Raw genomic sequence first — 17,096 nt, forward strand, 5'->3', positions numbered from 1 at the left:
CAACAAAGCGCGCAGCGGTGAAACGATAGTTTATACAGATAACTATTTCACTTCGAACGCATCGTAGACCACTGCATTGCCCAAGCGCATCGCGCTACCCACGCCGACCGCGCGGTTAAGCCAGGCGTACTGGGGCGCCGAAGTCTCGAAACGCAGTGTGATACGGAACTGGTAGAGGCTGGGATCGACATCTTCGCCAGCGGCAACCCTCTTCATGACCTCAGCCGGCCCGTAACGGTAGCCTTCGGTGCGCAGGTAGATCAGTGCACCGTCGTCGGTCTGCAGCAGGTAGCGGGTGTCGATGATTGCCACACCCTCGGGGCTGACGATCTGCCAGTCAGCGCCGTTATTGAGGATTGTGCCCTTGAGCCTGGCCCCCTCGAAATGGCCGCCTGTGATCGGGATGATACGCCGCTTGCCCTGCGCGCTGGTTTCGCCCAGCTCCCACACCGGCGCTACCAGGTCCACCGTGAAGCGCGCCAGGGGTTCGAGCTTGAGCGGGGGCGGAGCGTAACTGGCAGCCTGGGCAAGACCTGTACAAACACCAAGCAGCAGCACGAGCAATCCTCTGCGAAGGCTCATCATGCTGCCTCCTGCAGTGAATGGATATTGGAGTTTGTAGGGTTCAGGCCCCGAGAGGCGCCACACCACAGAGGCGGGAATCCTTGACAGCACCGAGCGGCGACCGCTGAGGGACGTGCAATAAACGCTTGCATGAGCACAGAATATCCTTTGTTATTGTTAGGTGGATAATATTGTTAACGATTATTTTTGTTAACCAATAATTTGTCAAGGTCATAGGGTCTTGCCGCAGAACCTTCAGTACCTTTGAGCTCAGCGCCATGCGGACGGCACTCGATCTTGAGGGCACTGCTGTAGCCAGAAGGACACCGGCCTGCGCTACATGCCGTTACAGCCGACGGGTAAAGGATTCAGTTTTATTCCCTTTCCTGTAGCCCCCAAAGATACTCACGCCGTTGAAGATAGTCCCCGCCCCCACGCTCTCTACTACAGCACTGCCCCTGAGGTTGCACACGCCCCTCAGGCCCCCGGTGAACCTGTGGGAGCCCGGCTTGCCGGCGATCGGGCCAGCCCAGTCACCCGGACTTTCAAGGCGCCAGCACACCCTTAAAGACGTCACAACCCTACTACCTTGGCGCTCCGCCCAAACCCCTGCTCCCAGCGCCCCAATTTGGCACCTTGGCGCCCCAAAACCACACATACCGCTGCTTGACCACTCACCAAGCATGCGCCCTTCCCGCCCTGCAGCCCCTCTAACACAAGCCCTTGAACAATAATCTGACCAATTGGCCATGTTTTTGCTGTGCAACTGCTCATCACCCTGACCCCGAGCAGTCCCATGTCCACATCCCCCTCGCAATTGCGCCTCGAGCTGCGTGCCATTACCAAGCGATACCCGGGCACTTTGGCCAACGACCGCATCGACCTGCGCATCGCGCCCGGTGAAATCCATGCCCTGCTCGGCGAGAACGGCGCGGGCAAGAGCACCCTGATGAAGATCATCTACGGCGTCACGGCGCCGGATGCCGGCCAGCTGCTATGGGAGGGGCAGCCCGTGCACATGCGTGACCCTGCCCTCGCCCGCGCGTTGGGCATCGGCATGGTGTTCCAGCACTTTTCCCTGTTCGAAACCCTGAGCGTCGCGCAAAACATTGCCTTGGCGCTTGGCCGCGATGCCGGTACGCCAAAGCAATTGGCGCCGCGCATCCGCGAAGTGTCCCAACGCTACGGCATGGGCCTGGAACCTGAGCGCCTGGTGCACAGCCTGTCGATCGGTGAACGCCAGCGCGTGGAAATCGTGCGTTGCCTGATGCAGCCGATCAAGCTGCTGATCCTCGACGAACCCACTTCGGTACTTACCCCGCAAGAGGTCGACGAACTGTTCATCACCCTGCGCACACTCGCCGCAGAGGGCTGCAGCATCCTGTTCATCAGCCACAAGCTCAACGAAGTGCGTGCCCTGTGCCATGGCGCCACCGTGTTGCGCGGTGGGCGGGTCTCCGGCGCTTGCGACCCGGCGCAATGCAGCGATCTGCAACTGGCGCGAATGATGGTGGGCGATGCCGAAGGGCTGGAGGCAAGTTACCCGAAAAGCGCCGGGGGCTTGCCACGCCTGCGGGTGGACGACCTGAGCTGGCGCAACAAAGACCCATTCGGCACGTCCTTCGAACACCTGCGCCTGGAAGTACGCAGCGGCGAGATCGTAGGCATCGCGGGGGTCGCCGGCAACGGTCAGGACGAACTGCTGGCCCTGCTCAGTGGTGAAACACGCCTGCCCGCCAGCGACCGCGAACGCATCACCCTCGACAACCGGCCGATGGCCCACCTCTACCCCGACGCCCGCCGCGCCCTGGGGATGGCATTCGTACCGGCCGAGCGCCTTGGGCATGGCGCGGTGCCGGACATGAGCCTGGCCGACAACGCCCTGCTCACCGCTTTCCAGCAGGGCCTGGTCAACCGTGGCCTGATCCGTTCAGGCAAGGTGTTCGCGCTGGCCGAGCAGATCATCCAGCGCTTCGCGGTCAAAGCGCCGGATGCCCGGGCCACGGCACGTAGCCTGTCCGGGGGCAACCTGCAGAAGTTCATCCTCGGCCGCGAAATCCTGCAAGCCCCCAAGCTGCTGATCGCTGCCCACCCGACCTGGGGGGTGGATGTCGGAGCCGCCGCGGCGATTCACCGTGCGCTGATTGCCTTGCGCGACGCCGGCGCAGCAATCCTGGTGATTTCCGAAGACCTGGAAGAGTTGTTCCAGATCAGCGACCGCATCGGCGCGCTGTGCAGTGGCCGCCTGTCGCCGCTCAAGGCCACCGCGCAGGCCCATACCGTGGAGGTCGGCGGTTGGATGGCCGGCCAGTTCGATGCCCCGCAAGACGCCGCCTGACGAGAACCCCTCATGTTGCTATCCCTCGAACCCCGTACCCAGCAGTCCCGTGCCATGCTCGTTGTGTCACCCCTGCTTGCCGCCCTGTTGACCCTGCTCAGCGGGGCGATCCTGTTCAGCGCCCAGGGGCATGCCCCCTTGCAGACCTTTCACACGTTGCTGATCGAACCCATCAGCGACCTTTACGGCCTCTCGGAACTGCTGCTCAAAGCCTTGCCGATCCTGCTCTGCGCCCTCGGCCTGGCTGTGGCCTACCAAGCCCGCATCTGGAACATTGGCGCCGAAGGCCAGCTGCTGATCGGCGCCCTGGCCGGCAGTGCCGTGGCGATCCACCTCATCGAGTGGGAAAGCCGCTGGGCGCTGGTCTGGGTGTTGCTCGCGGGCACCCTGGCCGGTGCGCTATGGGGGGCACTCGCGGCCTGGCTGCGCACGCACTTCAATGCCAACGAAATCCTCACCACCATCATGCTCAATTACATCGCTTTGAACCTGCTCTTGTACTTCGTTCACGGGCCACTGAAGGATCCCGAAGGGTTCAGTTTCCCGCAGTCGGCAATGTTCGGCGATGCCAGCCGCCTGCCGGCGCTGTTCGAGGATGGCCGGCTGCATATCGGGCTGTACTTCGTGCTGATGGCACTGGTGGCGGTGTGGGTGCTGCTGCACAAGAGCTTCCTGGGTTTCCAGATCAAGGTGCTCGGGCAGGACCTGCGCGCCGCTGGGTTTGTCGGCTTTCGCCACAAGCGCCTGGTCTGGCTGGCGCTGCTGATCAGCGGCGGCCTGGCAGGCCTGGCCGGGGTCAGCGAAGTCAGCGGGCCGATCGGCCAACTGGTGCCGCAGGTATCTCCCGGCTACGGCTACGCGGCGATTACCGTCGCGTTTCTCGGGCGCCTCAACCCCTTTGGCATTCTGATCGCCGGGTTGTTGATGGCCCTGCTGTACCTGGGCGGCGAAAACGCGCAGATGAGCCTGAACCTGCCGCAATCGCTGACCGGGCTGTTCCAGGGAATGATGCTGTTCTACCTGCTGGCCTGCGACGTGCTGATCCTCTACCGGCTACGCCTGAAGCTGAACTGGCGCCGGCGCGCGCCGCTGGCAAAACCTGCCAGTGCCTGACTCCCCATGACCTTTTCGTTTACCTGCCGCCCACCGCGTGCAGGCTGAGGCTTCGACTATGGATCTCGATCTGCTTGGCAACATTCTCTACGCCATGGTGCGCTGCGGTACCCCACTGCTACTGGTCGCCCTGGGCGAACTGGTGTGCGAAAAGAGCGGCGTGCTCAACCTCGGCCAGGAAGGCATGATGCTGTTCGGCGCGGTGGTAGGGTTCATCGCCGCCTACGCCACCGGCAGCCTCTGGCTTGGCGTGCTGATGGCGTGCCTGGCCGGCATGCTGCTGGCTTCGCTGTTCGCACTCGTAGCACTCGGCTGCCAGGCCAACCAGGTGGCGACCGGGCTGGCGCTGACCATCTTCGGTGTCGGCCTGTCTTCTTTCGTCGGCACCGCCTGGGTCGGCAAGCCCCTGAGTGGCTTCGAGCCGCTGGCCATACCGCTGCTGGCGGACATCCCGGTCATCGGCCATATGCTGTTCAACCAGGATGTACTGGTTTACCTGTCCTTCGGCCTGTTCGTGCTGATCGCCTGGACGCTGCTCAAAAGCCGCACCGGGCTGATCCTTCAGGCGGTTGGTGAAAACCCCGACGCCGCCAGCGCCATGGGCCTGCCCGTGCTGCGCGTGCGCACCTTGGCGGTGCTGTTCGGCGGCGCCATGGCCGGGCTGGCCGGGGGTTACCTGTCGCTGGCCTACACCCCGATGTGGGCGGAAAACATGACCGCAGGGCGCGGCTGGATCGCCCTGGCGCTGGTGGTATTCGCCAGTTGGCGGGTGTTGCGGGTGCTGCTCGGTGCCTACCTGTTTGGCCTGGCGAGCATCCTGCACCTGGTGGCCCAAGGTATCGGCGTGAGCTTCCCTGCCAACCTGCTGGCCATGTTGCCCTATGTGGCCACGATTCTGGTGCTGGTGGTGCTGTCGCGCGATGCCATCAAAACCCGCCTGTACGCCCCGGTTTCACTGGGCCAGCCGTGGAAGACCGGGCGCTGAGGCCTCGCGCCTACCGCTATCGATGCCCCTCTGCTCTGTTTTCTTGCATTACCAACGCACCTTACACAGCCAATATGAAGACCTACAGGAGCCACACCTTGAAACCTCACAATAAAAGCAAACACCTGCTGCGCGCCCTGGCAGCCGCCATTGGCCTGAGCACCGCCCTGACCGCCGCCGCCGCCGATCCACTGAAGGTTGGCTTCGTCTATATCGGCCCGATCGGCGACCATGGCTGGACCTATCAGCATGAGCAGGGCCGCCAGGCCCTGATCAAGCAATTCGGCGACAAGGTCGACAGCAGCTTCGTCGAGAACGTGCCCGAAGGCGCCGATGCCGAGCGGGTCATCCGCAACATGGCCAAGGGCGGCTATGACCTGGTGTTCGCCACCTCGTTCGGCTACATGAACCCCACCGCCAAAGTCGCCAAGCAGTTCCCGAAGGTCACCTTCGAACATGCCACCGGCTACAAGCAGGACAAGAACCTTGGTACTTACCTGGCCACTTCCTACGAAGGCCGTTACGTTGGCGGCTACCTGGCCGCGAAGATGACCAAGAGCAAGAAGATCGGCTATGTGGCCTCCTTCCCCATTCCCGAAGTGCTGCGCGATATCAACGCCATCCAGTTGGCGCTGGACAAATACAACCCCGGTACCGAAATCAAGGTGGTGTGGGTCAACTCATGGTTCGACCCGGGCAAAGAGGCCGATGCCGCCAACGCCCTGATCGACCAGGGCGTTGACGTGCTGTTCCAGCACACCGACAGCCCGGCACCGATCCAGGCCGCCGAACGGCGTGGCATCTACGCCGTCGGCTACGCCTCGGACATGGCCCACTTCGGGCCCAAGGCAGTGCTGACCTCCATCGTCAACAATTGGGGGCCGCACTACATAAAAAGCACTCAGGCGGTCATGGACGGCACCTGGAAACCTCAGGATTACTGGGGCGGGCTTGCCGATGGCACCGTCCAGCTGCCCCTCAGTGACCTGGTACCCGCCGAGGTCAAAAGCGGCGCCGAACAGATCATCGCCAGCATCAAGGACGGCACGTTCCACCCCTTCACCGGCCCGATCCTGGACCAGGCGGGTGCGGTCAAGATCCCCGCAGGCGCCGTGGCCAGCAACGCCGAACTGGCAGGCATGAACTACTACGTCAAAGGCATCACGGCGCAACTGCCCAAGTAAACACGGGTGGGAGCGCCAGCCGCTCCCGCTTGCACCGCCCTTTCACGGAGCCATTCATGAACACCCTGCCGATCATCGATATCAGCCCGCTGTACCAGCAAGATCCCACCGCCCGCCTGGCCGTAGCCCGGCAGATCGACGCCGCCTGCAGGCAGTGGGGCTTCTACTACATCAAGGGGCACCCCATCCCGGCCAGCCGCATTGGCGCACTGAAAGCGGCCGCCGAACAGTTCTTCGCCTGCCCTGCCGAGGAAAAGCTGCGCATCGACATCACCCAGAGCGAGCACCATCGCGGCTACGGCGCCATCGCCACCGAACAGCTGGACCCGACCCGGCCAAGCGACCTGAAGGAAACCTTCGACATGGGCTTTCACATGGCCCCGGATCATCCCGACGTGCTCGCGAAAAAGCCACTGCGTGGGCCCAATCGGCACCCCGCCATCCCCGGGTGGGAGGCGCTGCTGCAAGCGCATTACCAAGACATGCACGCCCTGTCGCTCACCCTGCTGCGGGCGATGGCGCAGGCGTTGGGCATCGAGCAGGATTTCTTCGACCAGCGCTTCGCCAACCCCATCAGCGTTTTTCGCATGATCCACTACCCGCCGCGCCAGGCCGCCAGCAGCACCGACCAACAAGGCGCCGGCGCGCACACCGACTACGGGTGCGTCACCTTGCTGTATCAGGACAGCACCGGCGGCCTGCAGGTGCAGAGCGTGGATGGCCAGTGGATCGATGCGCCGCCGATCGAGGGCACCTATGTGGTCAATATCGGCGACATGATGGCGCGCTGGAGCAACGACAGGTACACCTCAACGCCCCACCGGGTCGTCAGCCCGCAGGGCGCGCACCGTTACTCGATGCCGTTCTTTGCCGAACCGCATCCGGACACGATGATCAGTTGCCTGCCCAACTGCTCCGGCCCCGACAACCCACCCAAGTACCCGCCGGTTTCGTGCAGCGCCTACATGCTGTCGCGCTTCGCCGAAACCTATGCCTATCGCCGTGAGCAGGCCACGTAGCCTGCGCCACATCAGCTGAGGTAGTCTTCAACCCACTTCACCCAGCAATCGGAGCCGATCTTCACCAGTGCGTCGTTGAAGTCATAGTGCGGGTTATGGACCGAGCAACCGTGGAACTCCCCTGTGCCGTTGCCCAGCATGAAGTAGCACCCCGGCCGCGCCTGGAGCATGTAGGCGAAATCTTCGGTTCCCATCACCTTCTTGGGCATCCGCGCCAGCATCTGCCCTTCGGCAAACAGCGGGCGCAGGCTCTCACGCAGCTTTGCGCTTTGCGCCTCGCTGTTGCTCAGCGCAGGCGCCAGCTGGGTAAAGTCCAGCGCGATCTCCACCCCAAAGCTCTCGGCATGCCCCTTGACCAGCGCCTCGATGCGCTGGTTGATCTTCGACTGGGTTTCGGGCGTATCGGTGCGCACGCTGAGCAACATGCTCGCTTCATCAGGAATGATGTTGTAGACCGTGCCCGCCTGGATCATGCCGATACTGATCACCGCATACTCTTCAACGCTCAGGTTGCGCGACTTGATGGTCTGGATGCCACTGATCAGGCTATTCAAAGCCGAGATGGGGTCCACCGCAAGCTCCGGCATGGCGCCGTGCCCGCCTTTGCCGCTGATGCGAATGCTCACCCGCTGGGAAGACGCCATGGTCGGCCCGCTCTGCACCACGCAAGTGCCCACCGGCATGCCTGGCATGTTGTGCAACGCGTACACAGAATCACACGGGAAACGCTCGAACAGGCCATCATCGATCATGGCCTTGGCGCCGGCCAGGCCTTCTTCGTCGGGCTGGAAGATCAGGTTCAAGGTACCGTTGAAGTTGCGCGTGGCAGCCAATCGCGAAGCCGCCGCCAGCAGGATCGCGGTATGCCCGTCATGGCCACAGGCATGCATGCGCCCCGGGATCTTGCTGGCATGCGCGAAGGGGTTCTTCTCACTCATGGGCAGCGCGTCCATGTCTGCCCGTAGCCCGATGCTGCGGGGGCTGTCGCCCACTTTAAGCACCCCTACCAGGCCGTGCCCGCCCACATTACGGTGTACCTCATAGCCCCAGGCTTGCAGCTTCTCAGCCACCAGGGCAGCAGTGTCAGGCGTGTCGCCGCCGAGCTCTGGCGCGGCATGGATCTGGCGGCGGATCTTGATGAACGCGTCCAGGTCTTCGGCCAACTGCGGCGTTTGATTTCGTTCGAAGGTACCCATGTCATTCGCATCCTTTGTTTTCAGGGAAGTAGTTGAGGCAGACCAGGCTTACCGCACCACCCACCAACAGGTAGTAGGCCGGTGCCAATGGGGTGCCCATTGCGGCGATCAGCCAGGTAGCGATCAGTGGCGAAAACCCACCGAAAAGCGTGACCCCCAGGCTGTAGCTGACCGAGGTGCCAAAGGCACGCTGTGCCTTGGGGAAGCCCTCCATGATCAACGCGAAGTACGCGCCGGCGCCTATGCAGGTCGGCAGAATCAACGCCGCGACACACATCATTGCCAGGCCCATGTGCTGCACGTGTCCAAGCACGTAGAACACCGGCAGCGTCAGCACCACGGGCGCAAGAATGGTCCAGACCAGCAGGCGTTTCCTGAGCTGGTACTTGTCGGCGAACTTGCCGGCCAGCGGGCATATGATCGCCATGCAGCCGCTGCTGATGCCGGCGATCGCCATGGCACTGCTTTGCGGGTAGTGCATGGCGGTCGTCAGGTAGGTGGGCATGTAGAACACGAACAGGTACATGCCGATGGTGGAACTGGCCATCAGGCCGATGCCCAGGCCGATGCGTTTGAGCAACTCCGGGTCCAGCGGCTGCCTGCCCTCCTGTGCCGCAGCGGCCTCATGGGTTTCGGGTAGGCGGTTGCGGATGTACAAGCCTACCGGGCCGATCAGCAGGCCGAAAATGAATGGAATGCGCCAGCCCCAGCTCTCGAGGCTAGCCGGGTCCAGCAACTGGCTCAGGGTGAAGCCGAACCCCGCCCCGACCAGCGCGGCATACCCCTGGCTGGCCGCCTGCCAGCTCACGCTCTGGCAGCGCTTGGCGGCAGTACTGGACTCCATCAGGTAAACGGATGCGGTACCGACCTCGCCACCTGCCGACACCCCTTGAATAAGCCGTCCGGCGACCAGCATGAACGTTGCAAAGATGCCCACTTGCGAATAGGTCGGCGCGAAGGCGATCAAGGCAGTGCCCAATGTCATCAAACCGATCGTCAGGCTCAAGGCGGCTTTGCGGCCATGCTTGTCCGCGTACCGGCCGATGATGATGCCCCCGACAGGGCGCATCAAAAAGCCCACACCAAAGGTTGCCAGCGACATCAGCAGCGAGGCCAGTGCCGACTCCGACGGGAAGAAGTGCCGGCCGATCAGCACTGCGAAGAAGCTGTAGATCGTGAAGTCGTACATCTCCAGCGCGTTGCCCAGTGAGCACGCTATCAGGGTTCTGCGCGAGGATGATGCCTGCGCATGACGCTTTGGCCCGGCCTCCAGGATCGTAGGTGCAGGTAGCGGTCTGTTCATTGTTATCTCCGATGGCGAATCACGGCATGCAGTGACTATCAGCCAATCGCGCTGCCAACACACTTGCGGTTTTGGCAATGAGCTAACCAATGGTTAATTGACCTGGCGCTGATGTGGCCGCTTTGCCTTGGCATGGCGCACAGATGCCCTGGCATCGTCCTTGTGCCCCGATAAGGGTCACCGAAATCGGCCACGCACTGGGCTGGGAACAGGGATCGCGCACTGCCAGGCAGCCGCTTCGTGGCCATCGTTTCCCGGCCCTGCCAAGTCCAACCCACCTTATTAACCAACAGGCATACGTTGGCCAAACAAGCAATCACGCTGCAACCTGATGTTCATCGAATCTAGCGCGACCGTATCCTGTGCCTGGAGTCGTGAATGAATACTTGCATCACTCGCACCGTGTCGTTGCTGTTGATGAGCCAAGGGATTTGTCTTGCCACGCAGGCTGAGGCCGAGGGTTTCCCGACCCTCAACCGGCTGGCTTCCGGGTTCGGTTACTACGGGGTGGATCAGGGTTTCGATGACAAGCTGAAGGTCTACGGTACCGTGGATGCATTCGCCAGCTACCACGACTCCGAGCACCACTCAGGTTTCCAACTGGCAGGCGGCGGCGCCTGGACCAACAAGCTCGGGTTGTATGCCCGCAAAGCTGTTGCCCCCGATACGGTGCTGGAACTGGACGTCGAAGAAGGCTTCAATCTGAACGGCAAGGCCATGGTGGGGACCTGGGACACTATCGGCACGCTGCGTCTGGCAACGGTCGCCCTGCGTTCGCGCAGCCTTGGCAGGCTTGAGTTCGGCAAAACCTACGGGGTGAGCACCCCGACCTACGCCGACCCGTTTCTGGCGGCATACGGCTCACCGTATACGTTTCTGTCCATACCTGCTGCCGGCAGAGGCGCCTACTATCTCGACCTGCGGCCCAAGCACACCCTGGCCTACACCAGCCCGAGCATGAACGGCTTCAGCGTCGCAACGGCCGTGAGCTTCGGCTTCGATGATGTCGGCAGCCAGGGGCGGACGGTGCGTGGTGGGGGTGCGAAGCTGCAGTACCGGAACAGCCGTGTGCTGCTGTTGGGGTCTTACAACCTGTATTACAGCGACCCATGGGACGATGGTGGCAACTCGCGACAGACTGCCAACCACTTCACAAGCCTGTCGGCGTTCTATGATTTCGGCCCGCTGTCCACCAGCCTGACCTGGCAACGCCAGGAGGTAGACCAAGCCGGCACACCCAGTACCACCGTTTACACCTTCGGCCTGATGGCCCCGGTGGGCAAGCTTGACGTGCTCAGGCTGGCGGTGGTCCAGCGGTCGGTGTCGGCCCGCGACAAAGACGCGCTGGGCGTGATGCTGGGCTACGACCATTTCTTCAACCCGCGCTGGGCCGCCTATGCGCGGGTGGGCATGATCGCCAACCAGAGCGCGTCATCGGTGACCTACGCAGGCACCCCTGTCGATCAGGTGGGCGATGACCCAAGCAATGTTTCACTAGGCATGTACTACCACTTCTGAAACGTCACGTGGCAGCGTCTTGAGGACTCTTGCGCGCAAGCTGTGGAAGAGTTCTTGAGCCGGAGCCGTGAGGCTATCGCGGTCGATGCAGACCAGGTTGATCGGATAGTCGGGGACCAACTCCTGCACCGCCACTTGAATGAACTCTGGCCGGATGGCAAAGGTGGTGGCGTCGTTCACGGCCAGTTCACTGATGGTCATCAGCGACTCGGTGTTTTTCAAAAGCTTGAGGGCCATCATTATCGATGTGCACTCCACTGCGTTCTGTGGCACCTGAAGGCCGTTGACCTCGAACAGTTGGTGGAACTGCGATGCCTGATCGCTCAACTCGTCCAGGCTGATCCAGTTGGCGTACTGCAGCGAACGCAGCGACTGGGAAAACTTCTGTTGGTTGGACGCATGGCAGATCACCTTGCCCTTGATGCTGCCCACCGCCTCCCAATCCAGATTCAGACGGCTCAAGGGTTGCTGGGAGGTGATGGCAAAGTCCAGGCTACCGTCGCGCAGGCGTTGCAGGATCTGGCTGGGACGCAGGTCGGTGATGGTAATTTTCACCCGCGGGTACTTGCGCCGAAAAGCCAGGATGCTTTCATCCACGCCGTCAAGCATCGCCGTCAGCGAGGTGACGCCGATCGACACCGCCCCCAATGCGGCATCCTGAATGCTCGCCGCCTCGATCTGCAAACGGCGGATACTCTCCACCACCAGGTTGGCATGGCGGATGATGCGCTTGCCCTCATCGGTCAACGCCATGCCCTTGTACGACCGCTGCAGGAGGGTGAACCCAAGCTCCCGCTCCAGTTCCTTGATCGAACGGCTCAGGGCAGGTTGGGTGATGTGCAGGATCTTGGAGGTCTCGAGAATGCTCCCCCCCTGGTGAATGGCGACAAGCGCCTTGAGCTGATGAAGTTTCAAGCGTGAACACCTTATCGAGAGCGGCGGGTTTCAGGTTGCAGCTCACCTTGAACTGCAAAAAGAAGGCCCGGAATCGGTTCATGATCAGCCCCAACCTGGCGCTGAACGCCCTGCTGCCGGGCTTGGCATCCAGAACCTGCGAGCACTGCGCCGAGCGGTTGATCTGCGAGCATCACAAATGTGCATGATGGCTGCCCAGCGGTAGCTGCAGATCATGGAAAAGTGGTCGCTTATCGAACGGTTATTTCACAGGCTCTGGCCATTGTCGAGCTGGGCCAACAAGGCTTCGCCCCGCGCCCACACGCCTTCACGCCTGGCTACCGACATGCGCTCAAGGCTGCGATAGACCAAGGCCAGGCGGGGGTTGCCGGCCAACAGGTCACGATGGCGGATGATGAAGTGCCAGTACAGCGCATTGAATGGGCAGGCATCCTCCTCTACCGCATGTTCGACCTTGTAGCTGCAAGCCTTGCAATGGTCGGACATGCGCTGGATGTAACGGCCACTGGCGCAATAGGGTTTGGACCCCAGGTAGCCGCCGTCGGCGTGCATCACCATGCCGAGCGTGTTCGGCAGCTCGACCCAATCGAAGGCATCCATGTACACCGCCAGGTACCACTCGCATATCGCGCTGGGCACAATGCCGGCGAGCAGTGCGAAGTTGCCCGTGACCATCAGCCGCTGGATGTGATGCGCATAGCCCAGTTGCAGCGTCTGGCCGATGGCCTGCTCCATGCAGCGCATGCGGGTACGCCCGGTCCAGTAGAATTCCGGCAACGCACGGTCGTTGCCAAAGTAGTTGAGCGCGGCATACTCAGGCATGCGTAGCCAATAGATGCCGCGCACATACTCACGCCAGCCGATCAGCTGGCGGATGAACCCTTCAGCAGCGTTGAGCGGTATGCGCGCCTCACGCCAGGCAGTGTCCACGTCGTCGCACAACTGCCGTACATCCAGCAGCCCGATGTTCAGGGCCGCACTGATTCGCGCATGGAACAGGAACGGCTCGCCTTCGGCCATGGCGTCTTGATAATCGCCGAACGCGGCCAGGCCGAACTCGAGAAAATGTTGCCAGAGCTGCTGGGCCTGTTCATGGGTCACGGGATAGTCGAACCCTTCGACCGCGCCGTAGTGGTCATTGAAGCATTCGCCGACCAGCGCCACGACCGCCGTGGTGATTTCGTCGTGCTCAAAGCGCGCCGGGAATGGCCCACGCAGCCCCCGTGGCAAGGGTTTGCGATTGTCACCGTCCAGGTTCCAGGTCCCACCCACGGGGCTGCCATCGAGCTCCAGCAGAAGGCCGCAGCGCTTGCGCATGCCGCGGTAGAAATGCTCCATACGCAATTGGCGACGGTCTTTCGCCCAACGTGCGAACGCCTCGCGCGAGCACAGAAAGCGTGTATCGCGATGCCATACCAGCGGTAAGCCGGCATCGTTCAACGCCTGCTCCAGGCGCCACTCACCACACTCGGTCAGGTGGATGTGCGTCGCCCCCAGCGCCTGCTGCCACCGGCGCAACTCACCGACGATGCTGCCGCTGTTGCCGGGTGCGTTCAGCTCCACATATTCCACCCGCCAGCCGCGATCACGCAGCGCCTGGGCAAAATGGCGCATGGCGCTGAAGATGAGCACGATCTTTTGCGGATGGTGGGGCACATAGCGCGCCTCGCCCTGCACTTCGGCCATCAGGATAACGTCGTGTGCAGGGTCCAGCGTGGCCAGGCTCGCCAAGTCGAACGACAGCTGATCCCCCAGCACCAGGCCCAGGCGCATCGTACGGTCTACCACTGGCTGGCCAGCGTCACCGGTACGCGCAGGGGCTCGACAGGGCCGTTGCGCTGGCCGCACATCTCGTCATGCACCACCTGTTGCACCAGCATGCAAGGCACCGGCGGCAGATCGGCCAACAGTTGGCGCAGCTCGGTCGTCGAGCGCAAGCGCAGTGCCTGGCCGTTCGCATCGCTGAGGGTGAGCGGCCCTTCTTCGGTCAGCGCGCGCAGGATGTAAAAGCCGCCTTCCAGCGACAGCAGCTCAAGTTCTCGAACGTTACCGGCTGCGGCCAGTTCCGTCAGGTTGTGCAGGTTCATGGCGTGTACTCCATCAGGCAGGCTTCAGCTGCGCAGGGCGGCATTTGCAAATGTCAGGCTCAGTAAATCCTATACAATAATAGACCGGTGTATAGGTTTTGGCTTTTACTGTATAGATTTCGGCTGATATTTAGCGATCGCCCCTGGGCCGCTGCGACCGGCGCCAGAGCCGGCAGGCAAAGGTGCGTCGAGAGACGATGGTCGACCGGCCTCATAACCCGCAGAATAGGTGGCTTCGGCCCTGTGAAGGAATTGCTCATGCTGTACGTAGTCATGCTCGGTGGCCGCCACCCACGGGCCAGTATCGAGGTGCACGACGTGCTGTTCGCGCAGGCGGACTCACTGCAGCAGGCGTACCCGCAACTGCGCGAAGGCTGGTTCGGCAGCCGTGCAGGCCTGCATATCGACTCGTGGCTGGAAGTCGACGGTATCGACCGCTACCGTGTCGGGTTCAGCCCCCTGGCGCCAGGCCCGGACGACATGCGGCTGTTCTTCATCAACCTGGGTGGCTACGAGCCACAGGTGTTCGGTGAGGCGCATCGCTACCTGCTGGTAGTGGCCAGGGACAAGGCCCAGGCCAAGCACCTGGGCAAGCAACGCATGCAGGCAGGCTGGCTCAAGCCGCATACCGATGCAGTGCTTGAGGTCGACGATTGCCTGCCAGTCGACCTGGTGGGCGGGCGCTATGTGCACTTGATAGAAGGTGCGCATGGCGGGCTGCGGCAATACAGCGACTACATCCTGCTCTGAGGTCCCGGCTGCCTGGCCTCGGCGCTGGGGCAGCGATCCCGTTCCTCAGCGCACCTTGGCCTGACCCGGCGCCGGCATCACCTGCACCTGGCCATGCTCCACCCCACGCTCGACCATCAATTGCCGAGACAACTCGCCAATGCGGCCACTTTCGCCCTGCAGCACCGAGACCTCCAGGCAATGGCCGGCGTCCAGGTGCACGTGCAAGGTGGACCGGGTCAGGTCGTGGTGGGCATGCAGGGTCTGGTTGAGCCGCCTGGGCAGTTCGCGGGTGCTGTGGTCGTACAGGTAGCTGACCACGGCCACGCAGGCGGCATCATCCGGCAACGTTTCAGACTCGCGCATGCCCGCACGCAACAGGTCGCGAATGGCCTCCGAGCGCCCCTGATAGCCCTGGCTCGCCACCCGCCGGTCGATGACGTCGAGCAGTTCCTCATCCAGCGTGATGGTGATTCGTTGCATTTGGTAACTTCCGGTAAGATGATTTTACATAGACATCATACCCACTGCGCTTTAGCCTACGGCCTCCGTGAAGGTGGGGAACGCAGTGTGAAGCAGCAGCCAGGTAAACGAAAGCCCGCCCTCCTGGGCCTCCTTTTTCTCGCAGCGTGCACGGTTGCACCGGCCAGCAGCGCCGCCGAGCAAGGGCCACGGCTGGTGTACTCGTGGCCTGTGAATGCCGGGCCGCTCGACCCGCGTGGCTACTCCCCGAACCAGATGTACGCCCAGGCCATGGTCTATGAACCCCTGGTGCGCTATACCGCGGCCGGTACGCTGGAGCCTTGGCTGGCTGAGGCCTGGCAGGTGTCGAATGACGGCAAGACCTACACGTTCACGCTGCGTGACGGTGTGCGCTTCAGTGATGGCACACCCTTCGATGCGCCTGCAGCCAAAGCCAACTTCGACGCAGTGCTGGCCAACACTCAGCGCCACCGCTGGATGGAGCTGGTGACCACCCTGGACCACGTTGAAGCACCTGAGCGCCTGACCCTGCGCCTGGTACTCAAGCACCCCTACTACCCGACGCTGATGGAATTGGCCCAGGTTCGCCCCTTACGCTTTGCCTCGCCTCAGGCCAAACCTGGCCAGCCCGCCGGGACCGGCCCGTGGATGCGCGCCGAATCGCGCCTGGGCGAATACGACCGCTTCGTGCGCAACCCTCATTACTGGGGGCCAAAGCCGGCCTATGCCGAGGTCATGGTAAAGGTCATCCCAGACCCCAACAGCCGCGCACTGGCGCTGCAGGCCGGCGAAATCGAGCTGATCCAGGGCGCCGCCGGCGAGATCACGGCCGGCACATTCGTGCGCCTGCGAGACCAAGGCTTCGCCACCGCACTGTCGGCGCCGCTGGCCACCCGCACGCTGGCGATGAACACCGGCCGTGGCGCCACCCGCGACCTGGCGGTACGCCAGGCGATCAACGAGGCGGTGGACAAGCAAGCCATCATCGACAAGATCCTCTATGGCCTTGAGCCACGGGCAGACACCCTGTTCGCCAGCAACATGCCGTACGCCGGTATCGGCCTCAAGCCCTACCCTTATGACCCTGCCCTGGCCGCACGTGCGCTCGACGCTGCCGGGTGGGTCCTGGCGCCAGGCGCTTCAGTGCGTAGCAAAGGCGGCGAACCGTTATCCATCGAGCTGGTGTTCCTCGGCACCAGTGCCTTGCAGAAGAGCCTGGCCGAAGTGCTGCAGGGGGAGTTGGCGAAAATCGGCATCCACATCGATCTGCGTGCGGTTGAGGAAGGGGCGCTGGCGCGGCGCCAGCGCGACGGCGACTTCGGCATGATCTTCGCCGACACCTGGGGTGCGCCCTACGACCCGCACTCGTTCGTCAGTTCCATGCGCTACGCCGGCCATGCCGACTACATGGCCCAGCGTGGGTTGGCCATCAAGGACGAACTGGACAAGCGCATAGGCCAAGTGCTGGCCAGCACCGATGAGCAGCAGCGTGCCGAGCAGTACCGCTTCATCCTCACCACCTTGCACGAACAGGCCGTCTACCTGCCCATCTCGCACCTCACGGCCATCAGCGTGCGGCGTGACTCGGTGGCCAAGGTCCAGTTCGGCAGCACCTTGTTCGACGTGCCGTTCGAAACCATGACACCGAAACAGGAAGACTGA

The 17,096-nt window shown here is 62.7% G+C and carries 15 protein-coding genes; 8 read left to right on the plus strand and 7 right to left on the minus strand.

Annotation, left to right across the window (positions count from 1 at the left end; genetic code table 11):
- Positions 1-42: 42 nt before the first annotated feature.
- Positions 43-582 carry a DUF3237 domain-containing protein gene (locus ACIPZC_RS09900; RefSeq protein WP_400626551.1) on the minus strand — a complete coding sequence of 180 codons (540 nt, stop codon included), beginning with the start codon at positions 580-582 and terminating at the stop codon, positions 43-45.
- A gap of 778 nt (positions 583-1,360) precedes the next feature.
- Between ACIPZC_RS09900 and ACIPZC_RS09905 the strand changes: the two genes are divergently transcribed.
- The 5 genes from ACIPZC_RS09905 (at position 1,361) to ACIPZC_RS09925 (ending at position 7,203) form a co-directional block, all read left to right on the plus strand.
- Positions 1,361-2,902 carry an ABC transporter ATP-binding protein gene (locus tag ACIPZC_RS09905; RefSeq protein ID WP_400626553.1) on the plus strand — a complete coding sequence of 514 codons (1,542 nt, stop codon included), beginning with the start codon at positions 1,361-1,363 and terminating at the stop codon, positions 2,900-2,902.
- Between the two features lie 12 nt (positions 2,903-2,914).
- Positions 2,915-4,015 carry an ABC transporter permease gene (locus tag ACIPZC_RS09910; protein ID WP_400626555.1) on the plus strand — a complete coding sequence of 367 codons (1,101 nt, stop codon included), beginning with the start codon at positions 2,915-2,917 and terminating at the stop codon, positions 4,013-4,015.
- A gap of 58 nt (positions 4,016-4,073) precedes the next feature.
- A complete protein-coding gene (locus ACIPZC_RS09915) occupies positions 4,074-5,000 on the plus strand; it encodes an ABC transporter permease (protein ID WP_400626557.1) in 927 nt (308 codons plus the stop codon).
- Positions 5,001-5,074: 74 nt separating this feature from the next.
- Positions 5,075-6,184: a BMP family ABC transporter substrate-binding protein gene (locus ACIPZC_RS09920; protein ID WP_400626559.1), complete on the plus strand. Its 1,110-nt coding sequence runs from the start codon at positions 5,075-5,077 to the stop codon at positions 6,182-6,184.
- Positions 6,185-6,240: 56 nt separating this feature from the next.
- The gene (locus ACIPZC_RS09925) at positions 6,241-7,203 is read left to right on the plus strand and encodes a 2-oxoglutarate and iron-dependent oxygenase domain-containing protein (RefSeq protein ID WP_400626561.1); all 963 of its coding nucleotides are present in this window, start codon (positions 6,241-6,243) and stop codon (positions 7,201-7,203) included.
- 11 nt (positions 7,204-7,214) lie between these two features.
- Here ACIPZC_RS09925 and ACIPZC_RS09930 read toward each other — a convergent pair whose 3' ends face one another.
- Positions 7,215-8,399 (minus strand): M20 aminoacylase family protein, encoded by a 1,185-nt coding sequence (locus ACIPZC_RS09930; protein WP_400626563.1) that lies wholly within the window; start codon positions 8,397-8,399, stop codon positions 7,215-7,217.
- 1 nt (position 8,400) lies between these two features.
- The gene (locus ACIPZC_RS09935) at positions 8,401-9,702 is read right to left on the minus strand and encodes an MFS transporter (RefSeq protein ID WP_267816559.1); all 1,302 of its coding nucleotides are present in this window, start codon (positions 9,700-9,702) and stop codon (positions 8,401-8,403) included.
- Between the two features lie 378 nt (positions 9,703-10,080).
- Between ACIPZC_RS09935 and ACIPZC_RS09940 the strand changes: the two genes are divergently transcribed.
- The gene (locus ACIPZC_RS09940; protein ID WP_400626566.1) at positions 10,081-11,220 is read left to right on the plus strand and encodes a porin; all 1,140 of its coding nucleotides are present in this window, start codon (positions 10,081-10,083) and stop codon (positions 11,218-11,220) included.
- On the opposite strand, the gene ACIPZC_RS09945 is transcribed toward ACIPZC_RS09940, so the two are convergent.
- From ACIPZC_RS09945 to ACIPZC_RS09955, 3 genes are all read right to left on the minus strand, one after another.
- Positions 11,197-12,135, minus strand: coding sequence for a LysR family transcriptional regulator (locus ACIPZC_RS09945; protein WP_400626568.1), 939 nt, complete (start codon positions 12,133-12,135; stop codon positions 11,197-11,199). The genes ACIPZC_RS09940 and ACIPZC_RS09945 overlap by 24 nt on opposite strands.
- A gap of 246 nt (positions 12,136-12,381) precedes the next feature.
- Positions 12,382-13,908 carry a cryptochrome/photolyase family protein gene (locus tag ACIPZC_RS09950; protein WP_400626866.1) on the minus strand — a complete coding sequence of 509 codons (1,527 nt, stop codon included), beginning with the start codon at positions 13,906-13,908 and terminating at the stop codon, positions 12,382-12,384.
- Between the two features lie 8 nt (positions 13,909-13,916).
- Positions 13,917-14,222 carry a DUF6482 family protein gene (locus tag ACIPZC_RS09955; RefSeq protein WP_241803760.1) on the minus strand — a complete coding sequence of 102 codons (306 nt, stop codon included), beginning with the start codon at positions 14,220-14,222 and terminating at the stop codon, positions 13,917-13,919.
- A 258-nt stretch (positions 14,223-14,480) separates the two neighbouring features.
- Here ACIPZC_RS09955 and ACIPZC_RS09960 point away from each other — a divergent pair, with 258 nt between their 5' ends.
- Positions 14,481-14,972 (plus strand): DUF1543 domain-containing protein, encoded by a 492-nt coding sequence (locus ACIPZC_RS09960; RefSeq protein ID WP_400626570.1) that lies wholly within the window; start codon positions 14,481-14,483, stop codon positions 14,970-14,972.
- 45 nt (positions 14,973-15,017) lie between these two features.
- Here the strand turns inward: ACIPZC_RS09960 and nikR are convergent, their stop codons facing one another.
- Positions 15,018-15,434, minus strand: a complete 417-nt coding sequence (gene nikR, locus ACIPZC_RS09965; protein WP_241803762.1) for a nickel-responsive transcriptional regulator NikR — start codon at positions 15,432-15,434, stop codon at positions 15,018-15,020.
- Positions 15,435-15,521: 87 nt separating this feature from the next.
- Here nikR and nikA point away from each other — a divergent pair, with 87 nt between their 5' ends.
- Complete coding sequence (gene nikA / locus ACIPZC_RS09970) at positions 15,522-17,096, plus strand: nickel ABC transporter substrate-binding protein (RefSeq protein WP_400626572.1); 1,575 nt, start codon at positions 15,522-15,524, stop codon at positions 17,094-17,096.

Origin of the sequence: Pseudomonas sp. NPDC089743 (assembly GCF_044748785.1) — a bacterium.
GTDB lineage: Bacteria > Pseudomonadota > Gammaproteobacteria > Pseudomonadales > Pseudomonadaceae > Aquipseudomonas > Aquipseudomonas putida_X.